The sequence below is a fragment of the Acidimicrobiales bacterium genome (assembly GCA_035533595.1).
Classification (GTDB): Bacteria; Actinomycetota; Acidimicrobiia; order Acidimicrobiales; family Bog-793; genus DATLTN01.
Window position 1 is genome coordinate 18,752 of record DATLTN010000070.1, and the last position, 25,232, is coordinate 43,983.

At 73.0% G+C, this 25,232-nt stretch carries 21 protein-coding genes; 11 read left to right on the forward strand and 10 right to left on the reverse strand.

The annotated features are described in order from the left end of the window. Positions 1 to 10: 10 nt before the first annotated feature. Positions 11 to 1,201 carry a phosphoserine transaminase gene (serC, locus tag VNF07_13160; GenBank protein ID HVB07186.1) on the reverse strand — a complete coding sequence of 397 codons (1,191 nt, stop codon included), beginning with the start codon at positions 1,199 to 1,201 and terminating at the stop codon, positions 11 to 13. 7 nt (positions 1,202 to 1,208) lie between these two features. Between serC and VNF07_13165 the strand changes: the two genes are divergently transcribed. The 3 genes from VNF07_13165 to VNF07_13175 all read left to right on the forward strand — a co-directional run bounded on the left by VNF07_13165 (position 1,209) and on the right by VNF07_13175 (position 7,540). Beyond that, complete coding sequence (locus VNF07_13165) at positions 1,209 to 2,453, forward strand: pyridoxal phosphate-dependent aminotransferase (protein HVB07187.1); 1,245 nt, start codon at positions 1,209 to 1,211, stop codon at positions 2,451 to 2,453. Positions 2,454 to 2,536: 83 nt separating this feature from the next. Then, on the forward strand, positions 2,537 to 4,099 hold the full coding sequence (gene serA / locus VNF07_13170) for a phosphoglycerate dehydrogenase (protein ID HVB07188.1): 1,563 nt from the start codon (positions 2,537 to 2,539) through the stop codon (positions 4,097 to 4,099). 426 nt (positions 4,100 to 4,525) lie between these two features. Next, a complete protein-coding gene (locus VNF07_13175) occupies positions 4,526 to 7,540 on the forward strand; it encodes a PAS domain S-box protein (protein ID HVB07189.1) in 3,015 nt (1,004 codons plus the stop codon). Between the two features lie 19 nt (positions 7,541 to 7,559). Here the strand turns inward: VNF07_13175 and leuA are convergent, their stop codons facing one another. The 5 genes from leuA to VNF07_13200 form a co-directional block, all read right to left on the reverse strand. After that, a complete protein-coding gene (leuA, locus tag VNF07_13180; protein HVB07190.1) occupies positions 7,560 to 9,254 on the reverse strand; it encodes a 2-isopropylmalate synthase in 1,695 nt (564 codons plus the stop codon). Positions 9,255 to 9,448: 194 nt separating this feature from the next. Beyond that, on the reverse strand, positions 9,449 to 10,051 hold the full coding sequence (gene leuD / locus VNF07_13185; GenBank protein HVB07191.1) for a 3-isopropylmalate dehydratase small subunit: 603 nt from the start codon (positions 10,049 to 10,051) through the stop codon (positions 9,449 to 9,451). An 11-nt stretch (positions 10,052 to 10,062) separates the two neighbouring features. Further along, entirely contained in the window at positions 10,063 to 11,463 is a 1,401-nt protein-coding gene (gene leuC / locus VNF07_13190) for a 3-isopropylmalate dehydratase large subunit (protein ID HVB07192.1), read from the reverse strand. 13 nt (positions 11,464 to 11,476) lie between these two features. Next, positions 11,477 to 11,944, reverse strand: a complete 468-nt coding sequence (gene greA, locus VNF07_13195; protein HVB07193.1) for a transcription elongation factor GreA — start codon at positions 11,942 to 11,944, stop codon at positions 11,477 to 11,479. A 60-nt stretch (positions 11,945 to 12,004) separates the two neighbouring features. Then, positions 12,005 to 12,433, reverse strand: a complete 429-nt coding sequence (locus VNF07_13200; GenBank protein ID HVB07194.1) for a DUF1707 domain-containing protein — start codon at positions 12,431 to 12,433, stop codon at positions 12,005 to 12,007. Between the two features lie 244 nt (positions 12,434 to 12,677). On the opposite strand from VNF07_13200, the gene VNF07_13205 reads away from it, so the two are divergent. The 4 genes from VNF07_13205 to VNF07_13220 are packed head-to-tail and all read left to right on the forward strand — an operon-like array spanning position 12,678 to position 16,830. Beyond that, the gene (locus VNF07_13205; GenBank protein ID HVB07195.1) at positions 12,678 to 13,703 is read left to right on the forward strand and encodes a 3-isopropylmalate dehydrogenase; all 1,026 of its coding nucleotides are present in this window, start codon (positions 12,678 to 12,680) and stop codon (positions 13,701 to 13,703) included. A 1-nt stretch (position 13,704) separates the two neighbouring features. After that, the gene (locus VNF07_13210) at positions 13,705 to 14,631 is read left to right on the forward strand and encodes a branched-chain amino acid transaminase (GenBank protein HVB07196.1); all 927 of its coding nucleotides are present in this window, start codon (positions 13,705 to 13,707) and stop codon (positions 14,629 to 14,631) included. Further along, the gene (cimA, locus tag VNF07_13215) at positions 14,621 to 16,333 is read left to right on the forward strand and encodes a citramalate synthase (GenBank protein ID HVB07197.1); all 1,713 of its coding nucleotides are present in this window, start codon (positions 14,621 to 14,623) and stop codon (positions 16,331 to 16,333) included. The genes VNF07_13210 and cimA overlap by 11 nt, the downstream gene beginning before the upstream one ends. Then, positions 16,330 to 16,830, forward strand: coding sequence for a hypothetical protein (locus tag VNF07_13220; GenBank protein HVB07198.1), 501 nt, complete (start codon positions 16,330 to 16,332; stop codon positions 16,828 to 16,830). The genes cimA and VNF07_13220 overlap by 4 nt, the downstream gene beginning before the upstream one ends. Positions 16,831 to 16,836: 6 nt before the next feature. On the opposite strand, the gene VNF07_13225 is transcribed toward VNF07_13220, so the two are convergent. From VNF07_13225 to VNF07_13235, 3 genes are read right to left on the reverse strand one after another with little or no spacing between them, the layout of a single operon-like run. Further along, the gene (locus VNF07_13225; protein ID HVB07199.1) at positions 16,837 to 18,339 is read right to left on the reverse strand and encodes a PQQ-binding-like beta-propeller repeat protein; all 1,503 of its coding nucleotides are present in this window, start codon (positions 18,337 to 18,339) and stop codon (positions 16,837 to 16,839) included. A gap of 59 nt (positions 18,340 to 18,398) precedes the next feature. Then, on the reverse strand, positions 18,399 to 18,881 hold the full coding sequence (locus tag VNF07_13230) for a GNAT family N-acetyltransferase (GenBank protein HVB07200.1): 483 nt from the start codon (positions 18,879 to 18,881) through the stop codon (positions 18,399 to 18,401). Next, complete coding sequence (locus VNF07_13235; GenBank protein HVB07201.1) at positions 18,882 to 19,610, reverse strand: Type 1 glutamine amidotransferase-like domain-containing protein; 729 nt, start codon at positions 19,608 to 19,610, stop codon at positions 18,882 to 18,884. A 92-nt stretch (positions 19,611 to 19,702) separates the two neighbouring features. On the opposite strand from VNF07_13235, the gene VNF07_13240 reads away from it, so the two are divergent. The 3 genes from VNF07_13240 (at position 19,703) to VNF07_13250 (ending at position 24,035) form a co-directional block, all read left to right on the forward strand. Next, positions 19,703 to 21,304, forward strand: a complete 1,602-nt coding sequence (locus tag VNF07_13240) for an ABC-F family ATP-binding cassette domain-containing protein (protein HVB07202.1) — start codon at positions 19,703 to 19,705, stop codon at positions 21,302 to 21,304. Positions 21,305 to 21,456: 152 nt separating this feature from the next. Further along, the gene (locus VNF07_13245) at positions 21,457 to 22,632 is read left to right on the forward strand and encodes a trypsin-like peptidase domain-containing protein (GenBank protein ID HVB07203.1); all 1,176 of its coding nucleotides are present in this window, start codon (positions 21,457 to 21,459) and stop codon (positions 22,630 to 22,632) included. A gap of 38 nt (positions 22,633 to 22,670) precedes the next feature. Then, the gene (locus tag VNF07_13250; protein ID HVB07204.1) at positions 22,671 to 24,035 is read left to right on the forward strand and encodes an MFS transporter; all 1,365 of its coding nucleotides are present in this window, start codon (positions 22,671 to 22,673) and stop codon (positions 24,033 to 24,035) included. Here the strand turns inward: VNF07_13250 and VNF07_13255 are convergent. Next, the gene (locus tag VNF07_13255) at positions 23,941 to 24,225 is read right to left on the reverse strand and encodes a hypothetical protein (GenBank protein HVB07205.1); all 285 of its coding nucleotides are present in this window, start codon (positions 24,223 to 24,225) and stop codon (positions 23,941 to 23,943) included. The genes VNF07_13250 and VNF07_13255 overlap by 95 nt on opposite strands. A gap of 138 nt (positions 24,226 to 24,363) precedes the next feature. On the opposite strand from VNF07_13255, the gene VNF07_13260 reads away from it, so the two are divergent. Next, positions 24,364 to 25,053, forward strand: coding sequence for a haloacid dehalogenase-like hydrolase (locus tag VNF07_13260; GenBank protein ID HVB07206.1), 690 nt, complete (start codon positions 24,364 to 24,366; stop codon positions 25,051 to 25,053). The last annotated feature ends 179 nt before the right edge of the window (positions 25,054 to 25,232 follow it).

Below are 25,232 nucleotides of genomic sequence, written 5' to 3' on the forward strand. Positions count from 1 at the left end.
GTCGGTCGGCCTAGAGCGCGCCGATGACGTGGTCGATGCAGGCGGTGAGCGCCTCCACGTCGTCGGGGTCGATGCCGGGGAACATCGCGATGCGCAGCTGGTTGCGACCGAGCTTGCGGTACGGCTCGGTGTCGACGATCCCGTTCTCGCGCAGCACCTTCGCCACCGCCGCGGCGTCGATCCCCTCGTCGAAGTCGATCGTGCCGATCACGTGGCTGCGCTCGTCGGGCTTCTCGACGAAGGGGTGGGCGTGCGGCGAGCGCTCCGCCCAGCCGTAGAGGATCTCTGCGGAGCGGTCCGAGCGCGAGGCCGACCACTCGATGCCGCCGTTCGCGTTGAACCACTCGATCTGCTCGGCGGCGAGCAGCAGCGTCGCGAGGGCGGGGGTGTTGTAGGTCTGCTCGAGGCGGGAGTTCTCGATCGCGATGTTGAGGTCGAGGATCGCCGGGATGAAGCGTCCCGAGGCGCCGATCGCCGCCGAGCGCTCGAGCGCCGCAGGCGAGCAGGCGGCGAGCCAGAGCCCGCCATCGGAGCCGAGGCCCTTTTGGGGCGCGAAGTAGTAGACGTCGGTTTCGAGCGGGTCGAAGCGCAGGCCACCGGCCGCCGAGGTGCCGTCGACGAGCACGAGGCCGTCGGCGACGCGCCCGTCGGAGTGGCGGGGGCGCGCGAGCGGCATCGAGACGCCGGTCGAGGTCTCGTTGTGGGTCAGCGCGTAGGCGTCGACGCTGTCGTCGGCGACCGCCTCGGGGCGCGTCCCGTAGTCCGCGTTCTCGACGCGCGGCTCGTCGAGGAAGGGCGCCTGCTCGGCGGCGATCGCGAACTTCGAGGAGAACTCGCCGAAGCTCAGGTGCTCGGACTTGCGCTCGATTAGGCAGAACGTGGCGACGTCCCAGAAGGCCGTCGAGCCGCCGTTGCCGAGGATCACCTCGTAGCCCTCGGGGAGGCCGAGGAACTCGACGATGCCGCGGCGCACCCGCGCCACCAGCTCCTTCACCGGGGCCTGGCGGTGCGAGGTGCCGAGAACGGTCGTGCCGGCGTCGCGCAGCGCGTCGACGCCCTCCGCGCGGACCTTGGAGGGCCCGGCACCGAAGCGGCCGTCCTTCGGGAGCAGGTTCTTCGGGATCTCGATCGTCGCCATCTCCACCTCCGCGGCGCCCCCGCGCCCACGCCGTCTGGCCCCCTTGTCGGTCTGTGCCAGCATGACAGGTATGCGAGCCTCACCTCACACCGCTCCCGCCGTCGGGCGCGAACTTGCCCGCCTCTCACGGCGCGTCGCGTCGGTTTCACCCTCCGCGACGCTCGCGATCGACGCCAAGGCCAAGGCGATGAAGGCGCAGGGCCTCGACGTCGTCGGCTTCGGCGCGGGGGAGCCGGACTTCCCGACCCCCGCGACGATCGTCGAGGCGGCGGCGAAGGCCTGCTTCGACACCGTGAACCACCGTTACACCCCCACCCAGGGCCTCCCCGAGCTGCGCGAGGCGATCGTCGAGAAGACGCGGCGCGACTCCGGCCTTGTGATCAGCGCCGCCGAGGTGCTCGTCACCAACGGCGCCAAGCACGCGATCGCGAACGCCTTCGCCGCGCTCCTCGACCCCGGTGACGAGGTGCTCATCCCGGCGCCGTACTGGACGACCTACCCCGAGTCGGTGCGCCTCGCGGGCGGCGTGCCGATCGAGATCCCGACCGGCACCGCGAGCGGCTTCAAGGTCACCCCCGCGGAGCTCGAGGAGCACTTGAGCGAGCGCACCAAGGTGCTGCTCTTCGTCTCCCCCTCGAACCCGACGGGCGCGGTCTACAGCGAGGCGGAGATGACCGAGATCGGCCAGTTCGCGCTGGAGCACGGCCTGTTCGTGCTCACCGACGAGATCTACGAGCACCTCGTGTACGGCGAGGCCACCCAGCACTCCCTCCCGGTGCTTGTCCCCGAGCTCGCCGAGCGCTGCGTCGTGGTGAACGGCGTCGCCAAGACCTACGCGATGACCGGTTGGCGGGTGGGGTGGATGATCGGCCCCCGCGACCTCGTCGACGGCGCGACCAACCTGCAGAGCCACGAGACCTCCAACGTCGACAACGTCGCCCAGCGGGCGGCGGAGTGCGCGCTGCGCGGCGACCTCTCCGCGGTGGCCGAGATGCGCACCGCCTTCGACCGCCGGCGCCTCATCATCCACACGATGCTGAACGAGGTCGCCGGCACCGAGTGCCTGCTGCCCGAGGGCGCCTTCTACGCCTTCCCGAGCTTCGAGGGCCTGCTCCACAAGGAGATCCGCGGCCACCGCCCCGCCACCACGCTCGAGCTCGCCGCCGTCGCGCTCGAGGAGGCGAAGGTCGCCTTCGTGCCGGGCGAGGCCTTCGGCGCCCCCGGCTACGCCCGCTTCTCCTACGCCCTCTCCGACGAGGAGATGATCGAGGGGGTGCGCCGCCTCGGCGAGCTGTTCGCCGACGCCCGGGACTGACCCCGGCCGCCGGGAGCCCCTAATCCCGACTGGCGATCGACCCCGCCGTCGGTTTTCATGCCCGTAGTCGACAGGAGAGCGCAATGACCCGGATCCTCGTGACCGAGAAACTGGCCGACAACGGCCTGCAGGCGATGGCGGCGGCCGGCTACGAGGTCGACGTGCAGCTCGACCTCACCCCCGAGAGTCTGCTGCAGGCGATCGCCGGCGCGGCCGCCCTCGTGGTCCGCTCGGCGACGAAGGTGACCGCGGACGTCCTCGAGGCGGGGCGTGACCTGCAGGTCGTCGGCCGCGCCGGCGTCGGCCTCGACAACGTCGACGTCGAGGCGGCGACGCGCGTCGGGGTGATGGTCGTGAACGCCCCGGAGTCGAACATCCTCTCGGCCGCGGAGCACGCCTTCGGGCTGATGCTCGCGCAGGCCCGCAACATCCCCCAGGCCCACTCGGCGCTCGTCGCCGGCCGCTGGGAGCGCTCCAAGTGGGAGGGCGTCGAGCTGCACGGCAAGACGCTCGGCGTCGTCGGCCTCGGCCGTATCGGCGCCCTCGTCGCGCAGCGCGCGCTCGCCTTCGGGATGCGCCTCATCGCCTACGACCCGTACATCTCCGAGGAGCGGGCCAAGCGCATGGGCGTCGAGCTGATGACCCTCGACGGCCTCGTCGCCGCGGCGGACTTCATCACCATCCACCTCCCGAAGACCAAGGAGACGACCGGTCTCTTCAACGCCGAGATGCTCGCCAAGTGCAAGCCCGGCGTGCGCCTCGTGAACGCGGCGCGTGGTGGGCTCATCGAGGAGCAGGCGCTCGCCGACGCGATCGTCTCCGGCCACGTGGGCGGGGCGGCGATCGACGTCTTCGACGCCGAGCCGACCACCGAGTCTCCGCTCTTCGCGATCCCGAGCGTCGTCGTCACCCCCCACCTCGGCGCCTCCACCGAGGAGGCACAGGACAAGGCGGGCGAGCAGATCGCCGAGCAGATCGTCCTCGCGCTGCGCGGCGACTTCGTGCCCTACGCGGTGAACATCGCGGCCCGCGGCGCCTCCGAGGCGGTCCGCCCCTTCCTCGGTGTCGCCGAGAAGCTCGGCCGCTTCCTCGCCGCGCTCTGCGGCAGCCTCCCCGAAACTCTCGAGGTCGAGTACCAGGGCGAGCTCGCCGGCGAGGACACCTCGATCCTCACGCTCTCGGTGCTGAAGGGCTTCTTCGCCGCCGCGAGCGAGGAGCCCGTCTCCTATGTGAACGCCCCCCGCCTCGCCGAGGAGCGGGGCCTCGCGGTGCGCGAGAGCCAGACGACCACCTCGGACCGGGTGAACCTCATCGTCGTGAGCGCCGCCGCGCACTCCGTCGCCGGCACGCTCTCCGGGGAGGGGGCGGCGCGCATCGTCTCGGTCGACGCCCACGAGGTCGAGGTGCCCTCGGCCGAGCACATGCTCATCGTTCGCAACGACGACCGCCCCGGCATGATCGGCGTCGTCGGCACGGCGGTCGGCGCGGCAGGGATCAGTATCTCCAACATGGCCGTCGGGCAGAGCCCGACCGGCGGCACCGCCCTCATGGTGCTCGCCCTCGACCGCCCCCTCGACGACGCGGCGCGCGCCGCGCTCTCGGGCGCCCCGGGGATCCTCGACCTGCACCTCGTCTCGGGGGTCTGAGCGCCGCCCCCTCGGGAGCGCGAGGTCCCGGCCGGCAGCCGCCGGTCGCGGCCCGAGGGGAAGTTCATCCTCTCGGCGCGCGAGGTCGTAACCTCGCTTGCAGGGATGTTGTTGCGGCGCGGGAAATGTTCTTGCCGCGCCGTACATCTCTATGAGGGCAGGGCCAAGCCGAAGGGTGTCGAGCCCTGCAGTTGAACCGAAGGGACAACGCCGATCTCGACTGAGCCTGCCAGTCGGCGCGAACGGCTCCTCGTCCTCGACGAGGAGGCCCGTCTCGACGCGCTCCGGTGGCGGCTCCCCGAGAGCGTCGAGCTCCTCGTCGCGGGCACCGTCGAGGAGGCGCTCGGCGCCGCGCACGAGTGGCTCCTCGACGTCGACCTCGTCGTCATCGCCCTCGGCGCTCCCGGCGAGCATGCCTTCGACGCCGTGGTGGACCTCGCGGTCGCCCTCCCGGGAACGGGGATCGTCGTCGCGGCCGAGGACCCCGAGCTGCGCGCCGAGGCGCTCGCGCGCGGCTGCGTCGGCGCGTGCTCGTTCGCCGAGCTCGCAGGCGAGGAGGGCGGGGAGCGCGTCGCGTCGGCCCTCGCGGCGCGCGACCTGCACGACCAGTGGGGGGCGCGCTTCGCGCAGATGCGCACGCTCTTCGGTTCGCTCGACCTCGGCATCGTCGTCATCTCGCCGACCGGGCGGGTCGTCGTCGCCAACCTCCTCGCCAACGAGCTCGTCGGCACGCCACGCGCCGACCTCCTCTACCGCCGCGACCCCGACCTCGGCCTGAAGACCCTCGCGGGCAACGAAGTGACCCCCGAGGAGCGGATCGTCGAGCAGGTGCTCGCCACCGGCCGCCCCTCCGAGCCGGCGCAGCGGGTGGTCCGCCTCCCGAACGGCGGGGACCGCATCCTCGAGGTGCGCGCCGCCCCCGTCGCGGCGCCCGCCGGCCCGGGGGCGATGGCGGTCGTCATCACCGGCCGCGACGTCACCGAGCAGCTGACGGTGCAGCGCGCGCTGCTCTCCGCGGAGCGGCGCGACAGCCTGCTCCTCGAGCACGCCGCCGAGGGCTACCTCGTGCTCGACGAGCACGGCCACGTCACCGAGGCGAGCCCGACCCTCAACCGCTACTACCCGGCGGAGTGGCTGCTCGGGATCGACGCCCGCCTCCTGCTGCACGCCGAGGAGCGCGAGCGTGCGGCTGCGATGTTCGCCGCGGTGCGCGAGCGCGCCGGCGTGCCCGTGCGCGCCGAGCTGCGCTTCGTCGACCGTGACGGCGAGGAGCGGTGGGCGGAGCTCACGATGACGAACCGCCTCGCGGAGGCCTCGATCGGCGGGATCGTCCTCAACCTGCGCGACATCACCGAGCGCAAGCTCGCCGAGCAGTCGATGGCGCAGCTCTCGGCGATCGTCGAGTTCTCCGAGGACGCGATCATCGCCGAGACCCTCGACGGCACGATCACCGCCTGGAACCCGGCCTCGGCCCGCCTCTACGGCTACTCCGCCGCCGAGGCGATCGGCCGACTCTCGATGGAGCTCATCGTGCCCTCGGCGCGCCGCGCCGAGCTGCAGGAGATCTGGGACCGCATCCGCCGCGGCGAGCACGTCGAGCGCCGCGACTCGCTGCGCGTCCGCAAAGACGGCACCCGGGTCGTCGTCTCGCTGCACGTCTCGCCCGTCTTCAACGCCAACGGCCAGCTCGTCGGGACCTCGACGATCGCCCGCGACGTCTCCGAGCGCCGTCGCCTCGAGGAGGAGCGCTCGATGTTCGAGGAGCGCTTCCGGATCGGCTTTGAGCAGGGGGCGATCGGCATGGCGATGCTCGACCTGCGTCGCCGCTTCACGCGCGTCAACAAGGCGCTGTGCACGATGCTCGGCCGCACCGAGGAGGAGCTCATCGGGCACGTGGTCGAGACCTTCGTCCACCCCTTCGAGATCGAGCTCGCGATCCAGGCCTCCTCCGCCCAGGTCGTGGGCGGGGTCGACCACTTCCACGGAGAGCGCCGCTACCTGCGCAAGGACGGGACCGACGTCTGGGCGACCGTCGACTCGACCGTCGTGCGCCAGCCCGACGGCTCGCCGATCTACGTCTTCTCCCAGCTCCAGGACATCACCGACCGCAAGCGCTCCGAGCAGGCGCTCGCCCACCAGGCGCTGCACGACGCGCTCACGGGGCTGCCGAACCGGGCGCTCCTCGGCGACCGCCTCGGTCAGGCGATCGACCGTGGCCACCGCAACGTGACCCAGGTCGCCCTGCTCTTCCTCGACCTCGACCGCTTCAAGCTCGTGAACGACGGCCTCGGCCACGCGGCGGGCGACCGCCTCCTCGTCGATATCGGCGAGCGCCTCGTCGGCTCGCTGCGGCGCTCGGACACCGTCGCCCGCTTCGGCGGCGACGAGTTCATCGTGATGCGCGAGGACGTCGACGCCACCGAGGCGGTCGACCTCGGCGACAAGGTGATCGGCCTGTTCCAGGAGGCCTTCGTCCTCGACGGCGTGGAGCTGCACGTCTCGACCTCCTGCGGCGTCGTCCTCGTCACCGGCGACACGACGGTCGACGAGGCGCTGCGCGACGCGGACGCCGCGATGTACCGCGCAAAGGAGCGCGGTGGGGCGCGCGTCGAGCTCTTCAACCCCGAGCTCCGGCGCGCCGTCTCCCAGCGCTTCGACCTCGAGCGGGCGCTCGCCTTCGCGATCGAGCGCAACGAGTTCCGCGTCGTCTACCAGCCCATCGTCTCGCTAGAGGACGGGCACCTCGTCGGCACCGAGGCGCTCGTGCGCTGGGAGCAGCCGCAGTGGGGGCTGCTCCACCCGGCCGAGTTCATCCCCGCCGCCGAGGAGACGGGGCACATCGCGGCAATCGGCGCCTTCGTGCTGCGCGAGGCGCTCTCGCAGGTGATGCGCTGGCGCGAGGGGCTGCCCGGCTCGGAGGGGCTGTGGGTCTCGGTGAACCTCTCCTCCCGCCAGCTCGCCCTCGCCGACCCCGTCGAGCTCTCGGCCTTCGCGCTCCGCGAGGCCGACGCGCCGCCGGACGCGCTCCGCCTCGAGCTCACCGAGTCGGCGGTCATGGAGGACGTCGACGCGGCGATCTCGCTCTTGCGCCAGCTACGCCTGCTCGGGATCAAGATCGCGATCGACGACTTCGGGACGGGCCACTCCTCGCTCAGCTACCTCTCGCGGCTGCCGATCTCGTCGCTCAAGATCGACCACTCCTTCGTCTGGGCGCTCGGCCCGGCGCTCGAGGACTCGGCGATCGTGCGGGCGATCATCTCCCTCGCCGACACGCTGAGCATCGAGCCCTGCGCCGAGGGCGTCGAGACCGAGGAGCAGCGGCAGGTGCTGAGCGAGCTCGGCTGCAACCTCGCGCAGGGCTTCCTCTTCGCCGCGCCGATGGCGCCCGAGGAGTTCGAGGCCTGGCAGCGGGGGAGGGTGGCGCCGGCCGGCGTCGCCTGAGGGGGCGCCGGGAGCCCCGTCAGGGCGCCGCGTGCTCCTCGGTCCGCCGCCCGTTCAGCGCCGAGACCACCGCCTGCAGCGAGGCGGTGACGATGTTCGCGTCGATGCCGACGCCCCAGCGCGTCGTGCCGTCGGTGGCGGCGGTCTCGACGTAGGAGACGGCCTTGGAGCTCGCCCCCGAGCTCACCGCGTGCTCGGAATAGTCGACGACGTCGATCGCGAGGCCGAGGCCGTCGCGCACCCCGGCGACGAAGGCGGCGATCGGGCCGTTGCCCTCGCCGGTGATCGTCACATGCTCCCCGTCGACGAGCAGCTGCGCGGTGACCTTGTCCGAGTCCCCCGAGACGGCGCTCTCGTGGGAGAGGAGGCGGATCGCGCTCCCCGAGAGGTACTCGGCGGAGAAGACGTCCCACATCGCGCCGGGCGAGATCTCGGTGCCGATGTCCTCGGTGACGTGCTGGATCGCCTGGGAGAACTCGATCTGCAGCCGCCGGGGGAGGATCAGCGAGTGCTCGGCCTCCATGATGTAGGCGACGCCGCCCTTCCCGGACTGGGAGTTCACCCGGATCACCGCCTCGTAGCTGCGACCGACGTGGTGCGGGTCGATCGGCAAGTAGGGGACCTCCCACAGCTCGTAGTCGTCGGGGAGGGCGGCGATGCCCTTTTTGATCGCGTCCTGGTGCGAGCCGGAGAAGGCGGTGTAGACGAGGTCGCCGACGTAGGGGTGGCGGGGGTGCACGGGGAGGCGGTTGCAGTATTCGGCCACCCGTCGCAGGCCGTCGATGTCGGTGACGTCGAGGCGCGGGTCGACGCCCTGGGAGAACAGGTTCATCGCGAGCGTCACGAGGTCGACGTTGCCGGTGCGCTCGCCGTTGCCGAACAGGCAGCCCTCGACGCGGTCGGCGCCGGCCATCTGGCCGAGCTCCGCGGCGGCCACCGCGCAGCCGCGGTCGTTGTGCGGGTGGAGGCTGAGCACGACCGCCTCGCGGCGGCCGATGTGGCGGTGGAAGTACTCGATGAGGTCGGCGTAGACGTTGGGGGTCGACATCTCCACCGTCGCCGGGAGGTTCAAGATGATCGGCCACTCGGCGGTGGCGCCGATCTCGTTCATCACCGCCTGGCAGATCTCGACCGAGTAGTCGATCTCGGTGCCGGTGAAGGACTCCGGGGAGTACTCGTAGCGGATGCTGGTGCCGGGGAGGCGCCCCTCGAGCTCCCGGCAGAACCTAGCGGCGTCGACGGCGATCTTGGTGATCCCCGCCTTGTCGAGGCCGAAGACGACCCGCCGCTGCAGCACCGAGGTCGAGTTGTAGAAGTGGACGATCGCGTGGTTCGCCCCCTCGAGGGCCTCGTAGGTGCGCTCGATGAGGTCCCTGCGGCACTGCACGAGAACCTGGATGGTCACGTCGTCGGGGACGAGGTCCTCGGTGACGAGGGTGCGGACGAAGTCGAAGTCCGGCTGGGAGGCCGAGGGGAAGCCGACCTCGATCTCCTTGAAGCCCATCTGCACGAGGGCGTCGAACATCCGCCGCTTGCGGGTCGGGTCCATCGGGTCGATGAGCGCCTGGTTGCCGTCGCGCAGGTCGACGGCGCACCACAACGGCGCGCGCGTGATCGTCTTGGTCTGCCAGGTGCGGTCCGGGAGGTCGACCGGCGTGTAGGCGCGGTAGCGCTCGAAGGGCATCGGCTTCGGGACCACGTTCTCGGGAGGCATCTGGACTCCTTGTACGGACTGCGGCGGCGGAACTTGAGCAACAAAAAACCTCCCGGCCCTAGGGCGCAGGAGGTCGTGGTGAGCACCGGGAGGGCGCTCACCGCTAGGTAAGGAGGAGGACCGTGTGCAGGCGGAGGGTGCTGCTCATCCCCACCAGCTTCTACCCCTCGCCCATCGCCGTCAAGGCGGCGGGGTCAGGCGCGGACGGTGACCGCCGGGTAGGCGCCGCTGCGGGTGGCCTCGAAGCGGTCGATGTCGGCCTCGTAGCGGAGCGTCACGCCGATGTCGTCGAGGCCGTTCAGCAGCCGCTCACGGGCGTCGTCGTCGAGGGAGAAGGGGGCGGTGAGGCCGATCGCCGGTGCCTCGACGAGCCTGCGCTCGACGTCCACGGTGATCTCGAGGTCGGGGTCGGCGTGGATCGCGTCGAGCAGGGTGCGGGCCACCTCGGGCTCGACCTGCGCGGGGACGAGGCCGGTGCGGGTCGAGTTGTTGCGGAAGATGTCGCCGAAGCGCGCGCTCACGACGGCGTGGAAGCCATAGTCGACGAGCGCCCAGACGGCGTGCTCGCGCGAGGAGCCGATGCCGAAGTTCGGGCCGGCGACGACGATGCGCGCCCCGGCGTGCTCGGGCTGGTTGAGGACGAAGTCGCGGTCATCACGCCACTCGGCGAAGAGCCCCGCGCCGAAGCCGGTGCGCTCGATGCGCTTCAGCCACTCGCTCGGGATGATCTGGTCGGTGTCGACGTCGGCGCGGTCGAGCGGGAGGGCCTTGCCGGTGACGGCGCGTACGGGGTCCATGGCGTGTCCTTTTAGAGCTGCTCGGGAGCGGCGAAATGGCCGGCGATGGCGCTCGCCGCGGCGACCTGCGGGGAGACGAGGTGGGTGCGGCCGCCCCGCCCCTGGCGTCCTTCGAAGTTGCGGTTCGAGGTGGAGGCGCCGCGTTCGCCCGGCGCGAGGGTGTCGGGGTTCATCCCGAGGCACATCGAGCAGCCGGCCTCGCGCCACTCGAAACCCGCGGCGGTGAAGATCGCGTCGAGGCCCTCGGCCTCGGCCGCCTTCTTCACCCGCTGGGAGCCGGGCACCACGAGCGCCCGCACCCCGCCGTGCACGCGCCGGCCGCGCGCCACCTCGGCGGCGGCGCGCAGGTCCTCGATGCGGCTGTTGGTGCACGAGCCGATGAAGACGGTATCGACGGGTACGTCGACGATCGCGGTGCCCGGCCGGAGGTCCATGTAGCGCAGCGCCCGCTCCGCCGCCTCGCGCTCGAGGGGGTCGGCGATCGCCGCCGGGTCGGGGACGACGCCGTCGATCGGGATCACCTGGCCGGGGTTCGTTCCCCAGGTGACGTGCGGCGTGAGGCTCGTCGCGTCGATGCGGATCGTGGTGTCGAAGACGGCGTCGTCGTCGGTGACGAGGGTCTTCCAGTCCGCGACGGCGGCGTCGAAGTCCGCGCCGGAGCCGACGTGGTCGCGCCCCCGCAGGTACTCGAAGGTCTTCTCGTCGGGGGCGACGAGGCCGGCGCGGGCGCCCGCCTCGATCGACATGTTGCAGACGGTCATCCGCCCCTCCATCGAGAGGTCGCGGATCGCGCTGCCGCGGTACTCGATGACGTGGCCGATGCCGCCACCGGTGCCGAGGCGGCCGATGATCGCGAGGACGAGGTCCTTCGCGCTCACCGAGTCCGGGAGGGTGCCCTCGACCTCGACGGCCATCGTCTTCGGCCGTCGCTGCGGGAGGGTCTGGGTGGCGAGCACGTGCTCCACCTCGGAGGTGCCGATGCCGAAGGCGAGCGCCCCGAAGGCGCCGTGGGTGGAGGTGTGGCTGTCCCCGCAGACGATCGTCATCCCGGGCTGGCTGAGGCCCTGCTCGGGGCCGATGACGTGCACGATCCCCTGGTCGGGGTCACCCATCGGGAAGTAGGTGAGGCCGAAGTCCTCGGCGTTCTCCGCCATCGCCTCCAGCTGGCGGCGGGAGATCTCGTCCTCGATCGGCTTGTCGATGTCCTTGGTCGGGACGTTGTGGTCGGCGGTGGCGACGGTGAGGTCGGGGCGGCGGACGCGCCGACCCGAGAGGCGGAGGCCCTCGAAGGCCTGCGGCGAGGTCACCTCGTGGACGAGGTGGAGGTCGATGTAGAGCAGGTCCGGCTCGCTGCCCGTCCCGGCGTGCACGACGTGCCGCTCCCAGACCTTCTCCGACAAGGTGCTTCCCACGAACTCTCCTCCGCTAGTCGAGCGAGACGATCTCGACGCTCAGCTTGCCGTTCGGCGCCTCGTACTCCACGTGGTCGCCGACCCCGTGGCCGAGGAGGGCCTGGCCGAGCGGCGAGCCGGGCGAGATCACCGAGACGTCCTCCCGGCGCTCCTCGATCGAGCCGAGAAGATAGCGCTCCACCTCGTCGTCGCCCTCGTAACGGATGCCGACGACCGCCCCCGCCACGACCACGCCGCTCGCGCTCGCGCTCGGGTCGACGATCACCGCGTACTCGAGCATCGCCTGGATCTGCCGGATGCGCGCCTCCATCTTGCCCTGCGCGTCCTTCGCGGCGTGGTAGTCGCCGTTCTCCGAGAGGTCGCCGAGGGCGCGCGCCGCCTCGATCTGGCGGGCGATGTCGATCCGCCCGCGGGTCGTCAGGTCTTCGAGCTCCTCGCTGAGGCGCTGGTGGGCCTCGGGGGAGAGTTGCGTCTCGGGCATCCGAGGAAGGGTAGCGCCCGCCCGCGGCGGCCAGTCCGGGCGGCTCCCGGGATCCGGCCCTCAGCCGGCGCGGCGCTCGGCGCGCTCGCGGCGGCGCGCCCGGTGGAGCTGCTCGCGCAGCACCCGGCGGAGATAGAGGAAGGCGGTGATGAGAAGGATCCAGCCGGGCCAGAAGCTGCCGTGGTGGCCGGAGAGGAGCCAGGCCGTCACGAAGAAGGCGTCGACCACGGCGAGCTCGCCGCCCATCAGCACGAGCGGCCGGCGCCAGGCCGCGAGGCGCGGCTCGGGCGCGGCCTCGACGGGCAGGTCGGCGGTCACCGCGTCGAGCTCGGCGAAGGTCCTCGCCGAGAGAGCGCGGCCGATGCGCTCGCCGAGCTCGTCGAAGTCGAGGCGGCCGAGCGCGGCGTGGCGGCGGAGGGCGTCGACGACGGCCTCGCGGTCTGCCTCCGCGGTGCGCAGCCGGGCGCGCTCGGGGAGGTGGTCGCTCACGGCTCAATGATCGCGCGGCGGACGCCGCGCGCCAGTCGGGGGCGGGTTGACGGGGCCGGTGTCGTGGACGAGACTGAAGCCCAGCATGAGGGACAAAAAGCGGCAGACGAAGCAGGTCGTAATTCCCTAGAGGCGCTCACCTCATGGTGCGCGTCGTCGACCGTCCACCTGGTGGGCGGTTTTTTTGTTGCTTGTTTTGGTTCCTGGGCACAGGTTGACGAAGAAGGGCTGGAGGGCGATTCGGGTGGCAGCGTTCAAGGTCGCGGTGATCGGTGGGGACGGGATCGGCCCCGAGGTCACCGCCGAGGCGCTGAAGGTCGTCGCCGCGGCGGGGGTCACCCTCGACACGACCAACTACGAGCTCGGTGCCGCCCACTACGTGGCGACCGGCGAGGTGCTGCGCGACGAGGTCCTCGAGGAGCTGCGCGGCTACGACGCCATCGTCCTCGGCGCGATCGGCCCGCCGATCGGCTCGACCGAGGTGCCCTCCGGCGTCCTCGAGCGCGGCCTGCTGCTCCGCCTGCGCTTCGAGCTCGATCTCTACATCAACCTCCGCCCCTTCAACTCCTCCCCCGGGGCGATCGCCCCGGGCGCCGACTTCGTCGTCGTGCGTGAGAACACCGAGGGCCCCTACGTCGGCGAAGGGGGCGTGCTGCGGCGCAACACCCCCCACGAGGTCGCCACCCAGGGCTCGGTGAACACCCGCTTCGGTGTCGAGCGCTGCGCCCGCTTCGCCTTCGCCCTCGCCGAAGCCCGTCCCGCACGGCACCTCACCCTCGTCCACAAGACCAACGTGCTCACCTTCTCCGGCGACCTCTGGTCACGGGTGGTCGACGAGGTGAAGGGGGAGTTCCCCGAGGTCGCGGTGGACTACAACCACGTCGACGCGGCCTGCATCTACTTCGCGACCGACGCCGCCCGCTACGACGTGGTGGTCACCGACAACCTCTTCGGCGACATCCTCACCGACCTCGGCGGCGCCGTCACCGGGGGCATCGGCCTCGCCGCCTCGGCGAACCTCAACCCGGCCCGCACCGGCCCCTCGCTGTTCGAGCCGGTGCACGGCGCCGCCCACGACATCGTCGGCACGGGTGCGGCGAACCCGCTCGCCGCGATCCGGTCGGCGGCGATGATGCTCGAGCACCTCGGTGAGGCCGTCGCCGCCGCCAAGGTGACGGCTGCTGTGCTCGAGGTCCAGCGGGAGCTCGCGACGAGCGGGACCAAGCTGGAGACGACCGCGATCGGCGATGCCGTCGCAGGGAGGTTGTGAGATGCCGATTACCCCGACGGCCAAGATCTGGATGGACGGCGAGCTCGTCGACTGGGAGGACGCCACCGTGCACGTCCTCACCCACAGCCTGCACTACGGCACCGGCGTCTTCGAGGGCATCCGCGCCTACGCGACGCCGGACGGGCCGGGAGTCTTCCGCCTCTCGGACCACATCTCCCGGCTGCTCCGCTCGGCGCACATCCTCGCCCTCGAGGTCCCCTTCAGCCACGCCGAGCTCTCGGCCGCGGTGCTGGACACTGTGCGCGCCTCCGGCCTCGACGCCTGCTACATCCGCCCCCTCGTCTACCTCGGCTACGGCGAGATGGGCCTCAACCCGCTCTTCTCCGAGGTCAAGGTCTCCGTCGCGGTCTGGCCCTGGAGCGCCTACCTCGGCGAGGAGGGGATCGCGAAGGGCATCCGCTTGAAGGTCAGCTCCTGGGCCCGCCATGACCCGCGCGCGATGCCGACAGCCGCCAAGGCGACCGGGATGTACATCAACTCCTCGCTCGCCAAGGTGGAGGCGGTGCGCGCCGGGTACGACGAGGCGCTGCTGCTGACGACCGACGGCTACCTCTCCGAGGGCACCGGCGAGAACCTCTTCATCGTGCGCGACGGGGTGCTCTACTCGCCGTCGACCTCGGCGGTCGCCGCCCTCGAGGGGATCACCGCCGACAGCGCGCAGGTGATCGCCCGCGACCTCGGCTACGAGGTCCACCACGAGCTCCTCCGCCGCCCCGACCTCTACCTCGCCGACGAGGCCTTCCTCACCGGGACCGCGGCCGAGATCGTCCCCATCGCCTCGGTCGACGACCGCACCGTCGGCGCCGGGGAGCCGGGGCCGGTGACGCGCGCCATCCAGGAGACCTACTTCTCGGCCGTCCGCGGCGGGGTCGACCGCTACAAGGACTGGGTCGAACTTGTCGACTGAGGTCCCTGCCGGCGGGGGCGTGCTCGCGCGCCCCGCGCTGCCGGCGAGCGTCGAGATCTACGACACGACGCTGCGCGACGGCTCCCAGCAGGAGGGCATCTCGCTCACCGTCGAGGACAAGCTGCGCGTCGCGCAGCAGATCGACCACCTCGGCGTGGCCTACATCGAGGGGGGCTGGCCGGGTGCCAACCCGAAGGACGGCGAGTTCTTCGCCCGCGCCCGCGACGAGCTGAAGCTCGAGCACGCCGTCCTCGCGGCCTTCGGTTCGACGCGCCGCGCTGGGGCCGCCGCCGCCGGGGACGAGACCCTCGGCCAGCTGCTGCGGGCCGCGACCGACACGGTCTGCATCGTCGCCAAGGCCTCCGACCTGCACGTCACCGAGGCGCTGCGGACGACCCTCGCCGAGGGCGTGGCGATGGTCCGCGACTCGGTCGCCCTCCTCGTCGGCGAGGGTCGGCAGGTCTTCTTGGACGCCGAGCACTTCTTCGATGGCTTCCGCCGCGACCCCGCCTTCTCCCTCGAGGTCCTCGCCGCCGCCGAGGAGGCGGGCGCCTCGGCGCTCGTGCTCTGCGACACCAACGGCGGCGCGCTGCCGCACGAGGTCGAGGAGATCGTGGCCACGGTGCGCGCCGCGACGCGGGCGGTGATCGGGGTGCACTTCCACAACGACTCGGGCTGCGCCGTCGCCAACAGCCTCGCCGCGGTGCGTGTCGGCGCGACCCAGGTGCAGGGCTGCGTGAACGGCTACGGGGAGCGGGCGGGCAACGCCGACCTCTGCGTCGCGATCCCCGACCTCACCTTGAAGATGGGCATCAGCACGGTCCCCGCGGAGAAGCTCCCTCTCGTCACGCCGACCGCCCGCCACATCGCGGAGATCGTCAACCTCACCCTCGACCCGCAGAAGCCCTACGTCGGCACTGCCGCCTTCGCGCACAAGGCGGGGCTGCACACGAGCGCGATCGTGCGCCGCGCCGACGCCTACGAGCACGTCCCGCCGGACTCGGTCGGCAACGGCACGCGCGTCGTCGTCTCCGAGCTCGCCGGCCGCTCGACGCTCGCGATGAAGGCCGCCGAGCTCGGCATCGACCTCGACGCCGAGGCGACTGGCCGCGTCCTCGACGCGCTGAAGCGCCTCGAGCACGCCGGCTACCACTTCGAGGTCGCCGACGGCTCGCTCGAGCTGCTGATGCGCGCCGCGTCGGGGGGAGGGCCGGAGGAGCTCGCCAGCTTCTTCACCGTCGAGTCCTTCCGGGTGGTCACCGACTGGCGCCAGCTCGACCACCCGGTCCCGGACCCTGAGCGCCTCGTGCACGGCTGGGGCGAGGAGGGCGAGCTCACCACTGAGGCGACCGTGAAGGTGCACGTCGGCGGCGACCGCGTCGTCGAGACCGCGGAGGGCAACGGCCCGGTGAACGCCCTCGACTCGGCGCTGCGCAAGGCGATCGGCCGCTACTTTCCCGAGCTCGCCGCGCTGCATCTCACCGACTACCGGGTGCGCGTCCTCGACACCGGGAAGGGCACCGGGGCGGTGACGCGCGTCCTGCTCGACACCGCCGACGAGGAGGGCAGCTTCTCGACGATCGGCGTCTCGGAGAACGTCATCGAGGCCTCCTGGCAGGCGCTCGTCGACTCGATCGTCTTCGGCCTGCTGCGCGCCGGCGGCGTGCGCGGCGGCGCGTCGGATACCCTCGGCGCTCGATGACCCAGCCGAAGTTCGCGCCGATCGCCGCTCCCGACGAGGTCCGCCCGGCCTACCGCGTGGACACGCCGCGCCCCTGGCGGCCGCACCGCCCCGGTGAGCTCGTGAAGGCGACGGCCGGCGGCAAGGGCCTCGGTACCCCCGGGCCGGACCAGGGCTACGCCCTCGGCCTCGCGGAGCGCCTGCGCGGGCGCCTCGTCCTCACGAGCGGCGAGCACGCCGAGGACGCCCTTACCGCGGGCGTCGTCCTCGGCCTGCGCCGCGCCGCGAGCTACGGGCGGGCGCCGATCCTCGCCGACGTCGAGGTCGGCCTCGAGCTCCTCGGCTTCCTCTCCGACGCCCCCGCCGAGCTCATCGCGCACCGCCGGGAGCTCGTCGACGGCGTGACCCACGACTACTGGCGCCAGCGCCTCCTCGCCGAGTCGGCCCCCCTCGGATCGCTGCGCGGCTCGCCGGGCGAGAGCGCGGCGACCGGCTGGCGGGAGCGCCTCGGCGTCTGAGCCCGCTCAGCCGAGGGCGCGGAAGCCCTCCACGCCCGACTGCGTCGGCACGAGCAGCATCGAGTCGCCGACCGCCGGCGTGGCGAAGTGCTCGAGGGCGTCGGTCGGCCGGCTGAGCACGACCCTCCCGCTCGTCGGGCTCATCGCGTAGAGCGCCCCGCCGTTCCAGTCGAGGGCGAAGACGAGGCCGCCGGCGAGGATCGGCGGGCCGTTGGCGGCGCCGGAGGACTGCCGCCAGGCGAGGTGGAAGCTCGCGCCGGCGACGCGCACCGCCGTGGTGCCGCTGCCGCAGGGCGCGAAGACGAGCACCCCGGCCGCGGTGGGATCGACGGCGGGGGCGCCGTAGACGCCGCCGCTCGCGCACAGCGCACCGGTGAAGGCCGGGCCGCCGACCCCGCCGAGGTGCTGCTCGTCGAGGAGGTAGCCGACGCTCCCGTTGCTGGCGGGCTTGCCGGCCACGAACAGCCGCGAGGTGCCGGGGATCTGTACCGGCCCACCCGAGCCGAGGTCCCAGTCGTCGTCGTTCAGCTGCACCCAGTTCGCGGGCGCCCACACCCCGAGGCGCGACAGCGAGGGGCTGAGGGCGATCACCGAGTTGCCCTCGTCGAAGTCCGTGGCGCTCGAGGAGGCGCCGTTCCCCGTCGCCACGTAGAGGTCACCGCCCGGGGCGACCGTCGCGCCGCTCGTCGCCCAGATCGCTCCCTCGCGGGCGCTCGCGACCTGGTAGCTCTGGAGCGCCCCGCTCCCGCTCTCGGGGAGCGCGACGACGAAGCCGTGGTACTGGCCGCAGTCGCCGTAGAGGCCGCCGAGCTCGACGTAGAGGTGGCCGTTTGCCACGGTGAGGGCGCTGCGCTGCTGCTCGGCGCCGATGTAGTAGCGGTTCGGGTTGTTGCCCCCCGGCGGGTCGACGCGCCGCTTCCAGAGCACCCGGTGGCTCGTGAGGGAGACGGCGAAGAGCTCGTGGCGGATGTACCGCCAGTTGGCGTGGCCGCCGAGCTCGACCTCGCCGACGACGAAGAGCTCGTTGTTCGCCGGGTCGATGGCCGGGGTCCCGGTGATGCCGAGGGGGGCGATGTCTCCGCAGCCCGCGGTGGGAGTGCTGTGCAGCACGCTGCCGCTCACGGCGGTGCCGAGGTGCAGCGACCAGCGGAGCGCGCCCGAGCGGGCGTTCAGGGCGTAGAGGGTGTCGTTCTCGGTGGCCACGTAGGCGCTGCCGGCGTCGAGGAGCGGCTCGGCGTAGACGCCGCCGTCGAGGTGGCGGTCCCAGCGCGCCGCTGCCGAGAGGCCGGCGATCGCGGGGTCGGCGGGGTCGTCCCCGGAGCGGGCGATGTCGTAGTCGTAGGTGAGGAGGTCACCGAGGCGGGGTGAGGCGGGCACCCCGGCGCGCGGGGTCGAGCGCTGCGGGGCGCTGCTCGCGGTGGCGGCCGCGCCGCCGGCGGCCGTCAGCCCGCCGAGCAGCCCCACGAGGGCGGTGGCGAGCGGCAGGCGCCCGTTTCGCAGTGCCGCCATCGTCCACTCCTCTGCTCGAAAGGCGCGCGCCGCCGGGCGCCGGCGGCGATGCGCCTGGTCTACCCGGTCGCCGCCTCGACCACGCACCACATCACGACGTGCACGCCGATGCGCTCGATCTCGAACTCCGCGCCGGCGCGCGCGAGGCCCATCGTCGAATAGAAGTCGACGGCGCCGGCGCGCGCGTGGCACCACAGCACCCCGCCACCGCGGCGGGCGACCTCGGCGAGCACCGCCGTGAGCACGGCGGTGCCGACCCCGGTGCCGCGGTGCTCGGGGGCGGTCGCCATGCTGCGCAGGCGGAAGCCGGGGAGGCGGCGCGCGGCTTCGGGGACGCTCTCGGGAGCGGCCTCCTCGAAGAGGGTGGCGCAGCCGACGACCTCTTCGTCGGGGCCGGCGAGCGCGGCGAAGGTCGGCGCGCCCTCGTCGTCCGCCGCGAGCTCGTCGAGGCGCAACCAGGGGCGGAGCACGGCACGGCGCAGCGCGAAGGCGCGCGCCGGCGCGACCTGCTCGACCCGCAGCTCGCCGGATCGTTCAGCCACTCAGGCCTCGATCACCGGCTCGCAGCCGACGGGGAGGAACACGCTGCTCCCGCTCTTCCACTCGCTGCGGCTGCCGTCCCTCCGGAGCCACCAGGCCGAGCGGCGCCCCATTACCGTGTAGTGCTCCGGCCCGCCGACGAGCGCCGTCTCCTCGTCGACACCGACGATGCCGACCCCGGGCGGGACCCGCCCGGCGAACTGCGCGGCGAGGCCCGGGTCGCGGCCGTCGAAGCGGTCGAAGTGCGGGATCACCGCGAGGTGCGCGACGACGGCGAGGCCGGGACGCGCCGCCGTGGAGCGCTCTCGGAAGCCCCCGGCGACGCGGGTGAGCGCGCACGCGCCGGCCGAGCAGCCGGCCAGCGCCGCACCCGCCTCGTGGGCGTCGAGGATCGCCCGCCAGACGGCGGTGTCGCGGAGGGTGTCGGCGAGGTAGGCGGGGCTCCCGCCCGAGAGGTAGACGAGGCCCGCGCCGGCGATCTCGGCGGCGAGCTCCTCGCGCTCGGCGTCGCTCCGGTCAAGGACGCGCAGCGGCACGGCCTCGACGCCGAGTCGCTCGTAGTGCCTGCGCCCGAGATCGAGCCAGTAGTCGACGCGCTCGTCGCCCTCTTGGCCGGCGGCGGTGGGGAGGAAGACGGCGCGGCGCGGGCGCCCCTCGAGGAGGTGGCGGTCGACCTCGGTCATGACCTGCAGGAACTCGCCGCTTCCGACGAGCCCGAGCGGTCCGCGCACCGTGTGGAGGCTACCCGGGGAGGTCCTGCACCGGTGGCGGCGCGATTTCCTGAAGAATGGGGGGGTCACCGACCGCTGAAGGGAGCCCCAACGTGCTGCGCGCCAACGCGCTTGAACTCGCCGTCGGCGGGAGGACGTTGCTGCGTCCAGCGACTTTCGAGGTCGGGAGCGGGGACCGGATCGGCCTCGTGGGGCGCAACGGCGCCGGGAAGACCACCCTGTTGAAGGTGCTCGCCGGGGAGGCGCTCGCGCAGGGCGGGAGCGTGCAGCACAACGCCCCCATCGCCTACCTCCCCCAGGACCCCCGCACCGGTGACCTCGGCGTCATCGCCCGGGACCGCGTCCTGTCGGCCCGCGGCCTTGACGTCGTCGCGCGCGACCTCGCCGACATGGCGGCGAAGATGGGGACCGCCGATGACGAGGCGCGCGAGCAGGCGATCGCCCGCTACGGCCGCCTCGAGCAGCGCTTCGAGAGTCTCGGCGGGTGGGGCGCGGAGTCCGAGGCGGCGGCGATCGTGTCGAGCCTCGGCCTCCCTGAACGGGTCCTCGCGCAACCCCTCGAGACGCTCTCGGGCGGCCAGCGCCGCCGCATCGAGCTCGCCCGCGTGCTGTTCTCCGGCGCCGCGACCCTGCTCCTCGACGAGCCGACGAACCACCTCGACGCGGACTCGATCGCCTGGTTGCGGGGCTACCTGAAGAGCTACGACGGCGGCCTCATCCTCGTCACCCACGACGTGGAGCTCCTCGAGGCGACCGTGAACCGGGTCTTCCACTTCGACGCCAACCGCCAGGAGGTCGACCTCTACAACGTCGGCTGGCGCGCCTACCTCGACGGGCGGGCCGCCGACGAGCGCCGCCGCACCCGTGAGCGCTCCAACGCCGAGCGCAAGATCGGGGCGTTGCGCTCGCAGGCCGACAAGATGCGGGCGACCGCCACCAAGGCTCGCGCCGCCCACCAGTTCGACCGGCGCGCCGAGCGCCTCGCGGCTGGCCTCGCCCCCGAGACGGTGCGCGATCAGGTGGCGCGCCTCACCTTCCCCGACCCCGCTCCGTGCGGGCGGGTCCCCCTCGAGGCCGAGGGCCTCTCCAAGTACTACGGATCCCTCGAGGTCTTCAGCGAGGTGGGCCTCGCCATCGACCGCGGCAGCCGGGTGGTCATCCTCGGCCTGAACGGCGCCGGCAAGACGACGCTGCTGCGGCTGCTCGCCGGGGTCGACGAGCCGGACAGCGGGGAGATCACCCACGGCCACGGCTTGCGGATCGGCTACTACGCGCAGGAGCACGAGTCCCTCGACCCCTACGCCTCGGTCTTCGACAACCTGCGGCGCGCCGCCCCCGCTGCGACGACCGACGTCGAGCTGCGGCGGATCCTCGGCGCCTTCCTCTTCGGTGGCGACCGGGTGGGCCAGACCGCGGGGACGCTCTCCGGCGGGGAGAAGACCCGTCTCGCCCTTGCCACGCTCGTGGTCTCCTCCGCGAACCTGCTGCTGCTCGACGAGCCGACGAACAACCTCGACCCGGCGAGCCGCGCCGAGGTGCTGCGCGCGCTGCACAGCTACAAGGGGGCGATCATCCTCGTCACCCACGACCCCGGCGCGGTGGCGGCGCTCGCGCCCGAACGCGTGCTCCTCATGCCCGACGGTGTCGAGGACCTGTGGAGCGACGAGCTCGCCGACCTCGTGGCGCTGGCCTGACCCCTAGGCGGGGCGCGATCGTCCGCACCCGGTCCTAGGAGCGGCTCATCGGGTAAGGACCGACCGGCGCCCGCGTTGGCGCCGTGACACACTCGCCGCGCCTGTTCGGCGCGGTCGGGCACCAGGCCGGGCTGCCGGCCGGAGGGAGCCATATGGACGACGAGGCGGAGCGACAGGGAGAGCGCCCCGGGCCGCCCCCGCCGCCCCCGCGGCTGTTCGACGGCGAGGCGCTCGCCCCGTCGGCGGCGCCGCGCCGCAGGTTCCTCGCCGTGCTGCTCGCGGTCGCCCTCCTCGCGGGGGGGATCGGTGCCGCACTCGGGGCCTCCGTCATCCGTCCGCAGGCGGCCGCACACCCGACGCGCCCGCGCACCGCGGCGCGCCCGAGCCTTCGCACCCTTGCCGCCACCGTCGCCGCGGTGGAGCCCTCGGTGGTCGACATCCGCAGCGCCCTCTCCGAGGGCGGTGCGGCGGCCGGCACCGGGATCGTGCTCGACGGCGACGGTCTCGTCCTCACCAACAACCACGTCGTCCTCGACGCCGCCTCGCTGACCGTCACGACCGGCGGCTCGGCGAGCTACCCGGCGCACGTGATCGGGGTCGACCCGGCGAAGGACATCGCCCTCGTGCAGATCGACGGCCTCCACCGTCCGCTCGCCCCCGCACACCTCGGCGACTCCTCCGGGCTGCGGGTTGGGACGGCGGTGGTCGCGCTCGGGAACGTCCTCGGCCGCGGCGGGGTGCCGACACCGGCGACGGGCGTGGTGACGGCCAAGGGCCGCAGCATCTCCGCTTCCGACGACCTGTCGAGCAAGCCGGAGAAGCTCACCGGCCTCCTCGAGACCACCGTCGACATCCAAGAGGGCGACTCCGGTGGCCCGCTCGTCGACCTGCGGGGCCGCGTCGTCGGGATGGACACCGCGATGGCGACGGCCGACGGCGGCGACGCGGTGATCGGCTTCGCGATCCCGATTAACGAGGCGCGCGCCATCGCCCGGCTGATCACGCGGGGGAGGGCGGGGGACGGCATCGTCCTCGGGACCTCGTCGTTCCTCGGCGTCGAGTTCCCGCCCTCCGGCACGCTGCTCGCGAGCGCGCCGAAGGTGCCAGGGGCGCCGATCGAAGGGGTCGTCACCGACGGGCCGGCCGCGAAGGGCGGGCTCGAGGAAGGCGACGTGATCACCGCGCTCGGCGGCCGCCCGGTCACCAGCCCCGATGCCCTCCAGCAGCTCCTCCTCGCCTACCGTCCGGGCATGGCTGTCGGCATCGGCTACGTCGACCGCAGCGGGCGGCACACGGTGACGGTGACGCTCGGATCGACCGTCAAGTAGGTGGGCGCGCGCCGCGCCCGCCCCGAGGCGTGACCGCGGTGCCGCCGGCCGCGGAGGTACCGCGGACGCTGCGCCTGCACGCCGCGCGCTCGGGGGCGGTGCTCTCGCTCGCCCTCGTCTCGCTCACCGTCGGCTTCGCGCAGTTCGGCGCGGTCGCGTCCCTCGGTGAGGTGGCGCGCGCCTTCGGCCACCCGACCGGCGGCACGACGATCGCCGAGGAGGCCGGCCTCTCCGGCACCGAGCTCGGGATCGGACTCGCCATCCTGCGCCTCGCCTCGCTCGGCGCCCTCGCCTCGACGGCCGCCGCCGACCGCTACGGACGCCGCCGCTGCCTGCTCGGGAGCGCCGCCGCTGGCCTCGCCTGCACCGCGGCGGTCGCGCTCTCGCCGAGCTACTGGTCCTTCGTCGCGATCTACGCCCTCGGCCGCCCGCTGCTCTCGAGCGCGAGCGCGCTCGCGCAGGTGATGGCCGCGGAGCAGACCGCGGCTTCGGACCGCGCCCTCGCGATTGCGCTCGTGAGCGGCGGCTACGGCCTCGGCGCCGGCGTCTCGGCGCTCGCGCACACCCTCCTCGGCGGCGGTGCGGGCTTCCGCGCGCTCTTCGCGCTCGCGCTGGTGCCGCTCGTCCTCCTGTGGCCGCTGCGCCGCGCGGTGAGCGAGCCCGACCGCTTCGCGCTCGTCGCGCCGCGGCTCAGCCGCCATCTCGTCGCGACCCTCGGCCCCGCCTACCGCCGCCGGCTGCTCGTCGTGCTCGTGCTCGCCTTCTCCATCGCCTTCATGGCCGGGCCGGTGAACAGTTTCGTCTACCTCTACGGGGAGAACATCCTCGGCCTGCCGAGCGGCGAGATCGCCGCCTTCGTGCTCGGCGCGGGGGTCGCCGGCCTCTGCGGCCTGCTCCTCGGCCAGCACCTCGCCGACCGCATCGGGCGCCGACCGACGGGCGCCGGGGCGCTCGTCGCGATGGCCGGCTGCGCGGTCGCCACCTATTCGGGGAGCGAGCTCGGCCTCGGCCTCGGCTACGTCCTCGGCATCGGCGCCGCCTCGGTGCTCGCCCCCGCGGTCGGGGCGCTCGGCAACGAGGTCTTCCCGACGGCGGTGCGCGCCTCGGTGGCCGGCTGGCTGGTGGCGGCGAGCGTGCTCGGCGCAGTGGCGGGCCTGCTGCTCTTCGGCGCCGTCGCCGACGCGGGTCGCGCCTTCGTCACGGTGCCGTGGTGGTCGCCGCGGTCGCCGCGACGTCGGGGGTGCTGTTCTTCGCGCTCCCCGAGAGCGCCGGCCTCGAGCCCGAGGAGCTCGTCCCCGGGCCGTGAGCTCAGACCGCCGAGATGTCCGCGGCGAGCGACTGGTGGCGGGCGAGACGCAGCCGCACCTCGTCGACCGCCGTCGCGAGCTCGCTGTCGGTGGTGAGCACCCGGTGGGCGAGGGCGGTGAGCAGCCCCTCGAGGGGCTCCGCGATCTCGGGGTCGATGGCGTGCGCCTCGGACCACACGTTGAGCAGCGGGTTGATGATGCGGCTGACCGAGGTCACGTTGCCGGCGAACTTCTTGGTCAGGTCATCGAGCGCCGTCGTGAGCTGCTCTTCCTCGATCGTCCCCACCGTTCCTCCTCGCGTTGCCCCGGAACCCGGGCACCACGGCGAGGCACCCGTCCCCTTCCACCGTAGTGGTCTGCGCGGCCTGTCGTGACGACAGCGTGACGAAATACGACGGGGTGACGCCCCCGCTACCGTGCCCGGGTGGCCCGCCGGCTCATCCTCTGGGACATCGACGGCACCCTGGTGCGCGCCGGCGACGTCGGCGGGCGCGTCTTCGAGGTCGCCCTCGAGCGGGTCCTCGGCCGCCGCCCGCAGGCGCGCGTCGCGATGTCGGGGAAGACCGACCCGCAGATCGCCCGCGAGTTCCTCGTCGCGATGGCCGAGGACGACATGACGCTCCTCCCCCTCGTCCTCGAGCACCTGGAGCGCGAGCTCGCCGCCGCGGCCGAGGAGATCGCCACGCTCGGCGCCGCCTGCCACGGGGCGGAGGCGGTGGTCGCCGCCCTCGCCGCCGTGCCGGAGGTGCACCAGTCGGTGCTCACCGGGAACCTCGCGGCGAACGCCCTCGTGAAGCTCGCCGCCTTCGGCCTCGACCGCCATCTCGACCTCGAGGGCGGCGCCTTCGGGAGCGACGAGGAGGATCGTTGCCTGCTCGTCCCCGTCGCGCTCGGCCGCCAGCGCGAGCGGGGGCGCCGCTTCACGCCCGAGGAGACCTGGATCGTCGGTGACAGCCCCCGCGACCTCGAGTGCGCGCGGGCAGGCGGTGCCCACTGCCTCCTCGTCGGGACCGGCCGCTACCCCCTCGACGAGCTCGCCCCCCTCGGTGCCGACCACGCGCTCGCCGACCTCGGCGACCTCGACGAGGTGCTCGGCATCCTCCTCCCCGCGTGAGGCTCAGCGGCAGAGGGCGCTCACGAGGTCGGCCCCGACCGGCGAGCCGAGCCCCGAGGCCCGGTCGTAGCCGACGGTCGCCCCGTAGGCGCCGGGGTGGTCGCCGAGGTAGTCGTTGTCGCCGCTCGTGATGTCGTGGAAGTGCGCGGCGGGGGCGCGCCCCGCGAGGCGGTAGAGGA

Coding starts and splice junctions, on each gene's coding strand:
- VNF07_13210 (HVB07196.1), top strand. CDS start 13,705: ATGCCGATTACCCCGACGGCCAAGATCTGGATGGACGGCGAGCTCGTC.
- VNF07_13165 (HVB07187.1), top strand. CDS start 1,209: ATGCGAGCCTCACCTCACACCGCTCCCGCCGTCGGGCGCGAACTTGCC.
- serC (HVB07186.1), bottom strand. CDS start 1,201: ATGCTGGCACAGACCGACAAGGGGGCCAGACGGCGTGGGCGCGGGGGC.
- leuA (HVB07190.1), bottom strand. CDS start 9,254: ATGCCTCCCGAGAACGTGGTCCCGAAGCCGATGCCCTTCGAGCGCTAC.
- VNF07_13220 (HVB07198.1), top strand. CDS start 16,330: ATGACCCAGCCGAAGTTCGCGCCGATCGCCGCTCCCGACGAGGTCCGC.
- greA (HVB07193.1), bottom strand. CDS start 11,944: ATGCCCGAGACGCAACTCTCCCCCGAGGCCCACCAGCGCCTCAGCGAG.
- VNF07_13245 (HVB07203.1), top strand. CDS start 21,457: ATGGACGACGAGGCGGAGCGACAGGGAGAGCGCCCCGGGCCGCCCCCG.
- serA (HVB07188.1), top strand. CDS start 2,537: ATGACCCGGATCCTCGTGACCGAGAAACTGGCCGACAACGGCCTGCAG.
- leuD (HVB07191.1), bottom strand. CDS start 10,051: ATGGACCCCGTACGCGCCGTCACCGGCAAGGCCCTCCCGCTCGACCGC.
- VNF07_13225 (HVB07199.1), bottom strand. CDS start 18,339: ATGGCGGCACTGCGAAACGGGCGCCTGCCGCTCGCCACCGCCCTCGTG.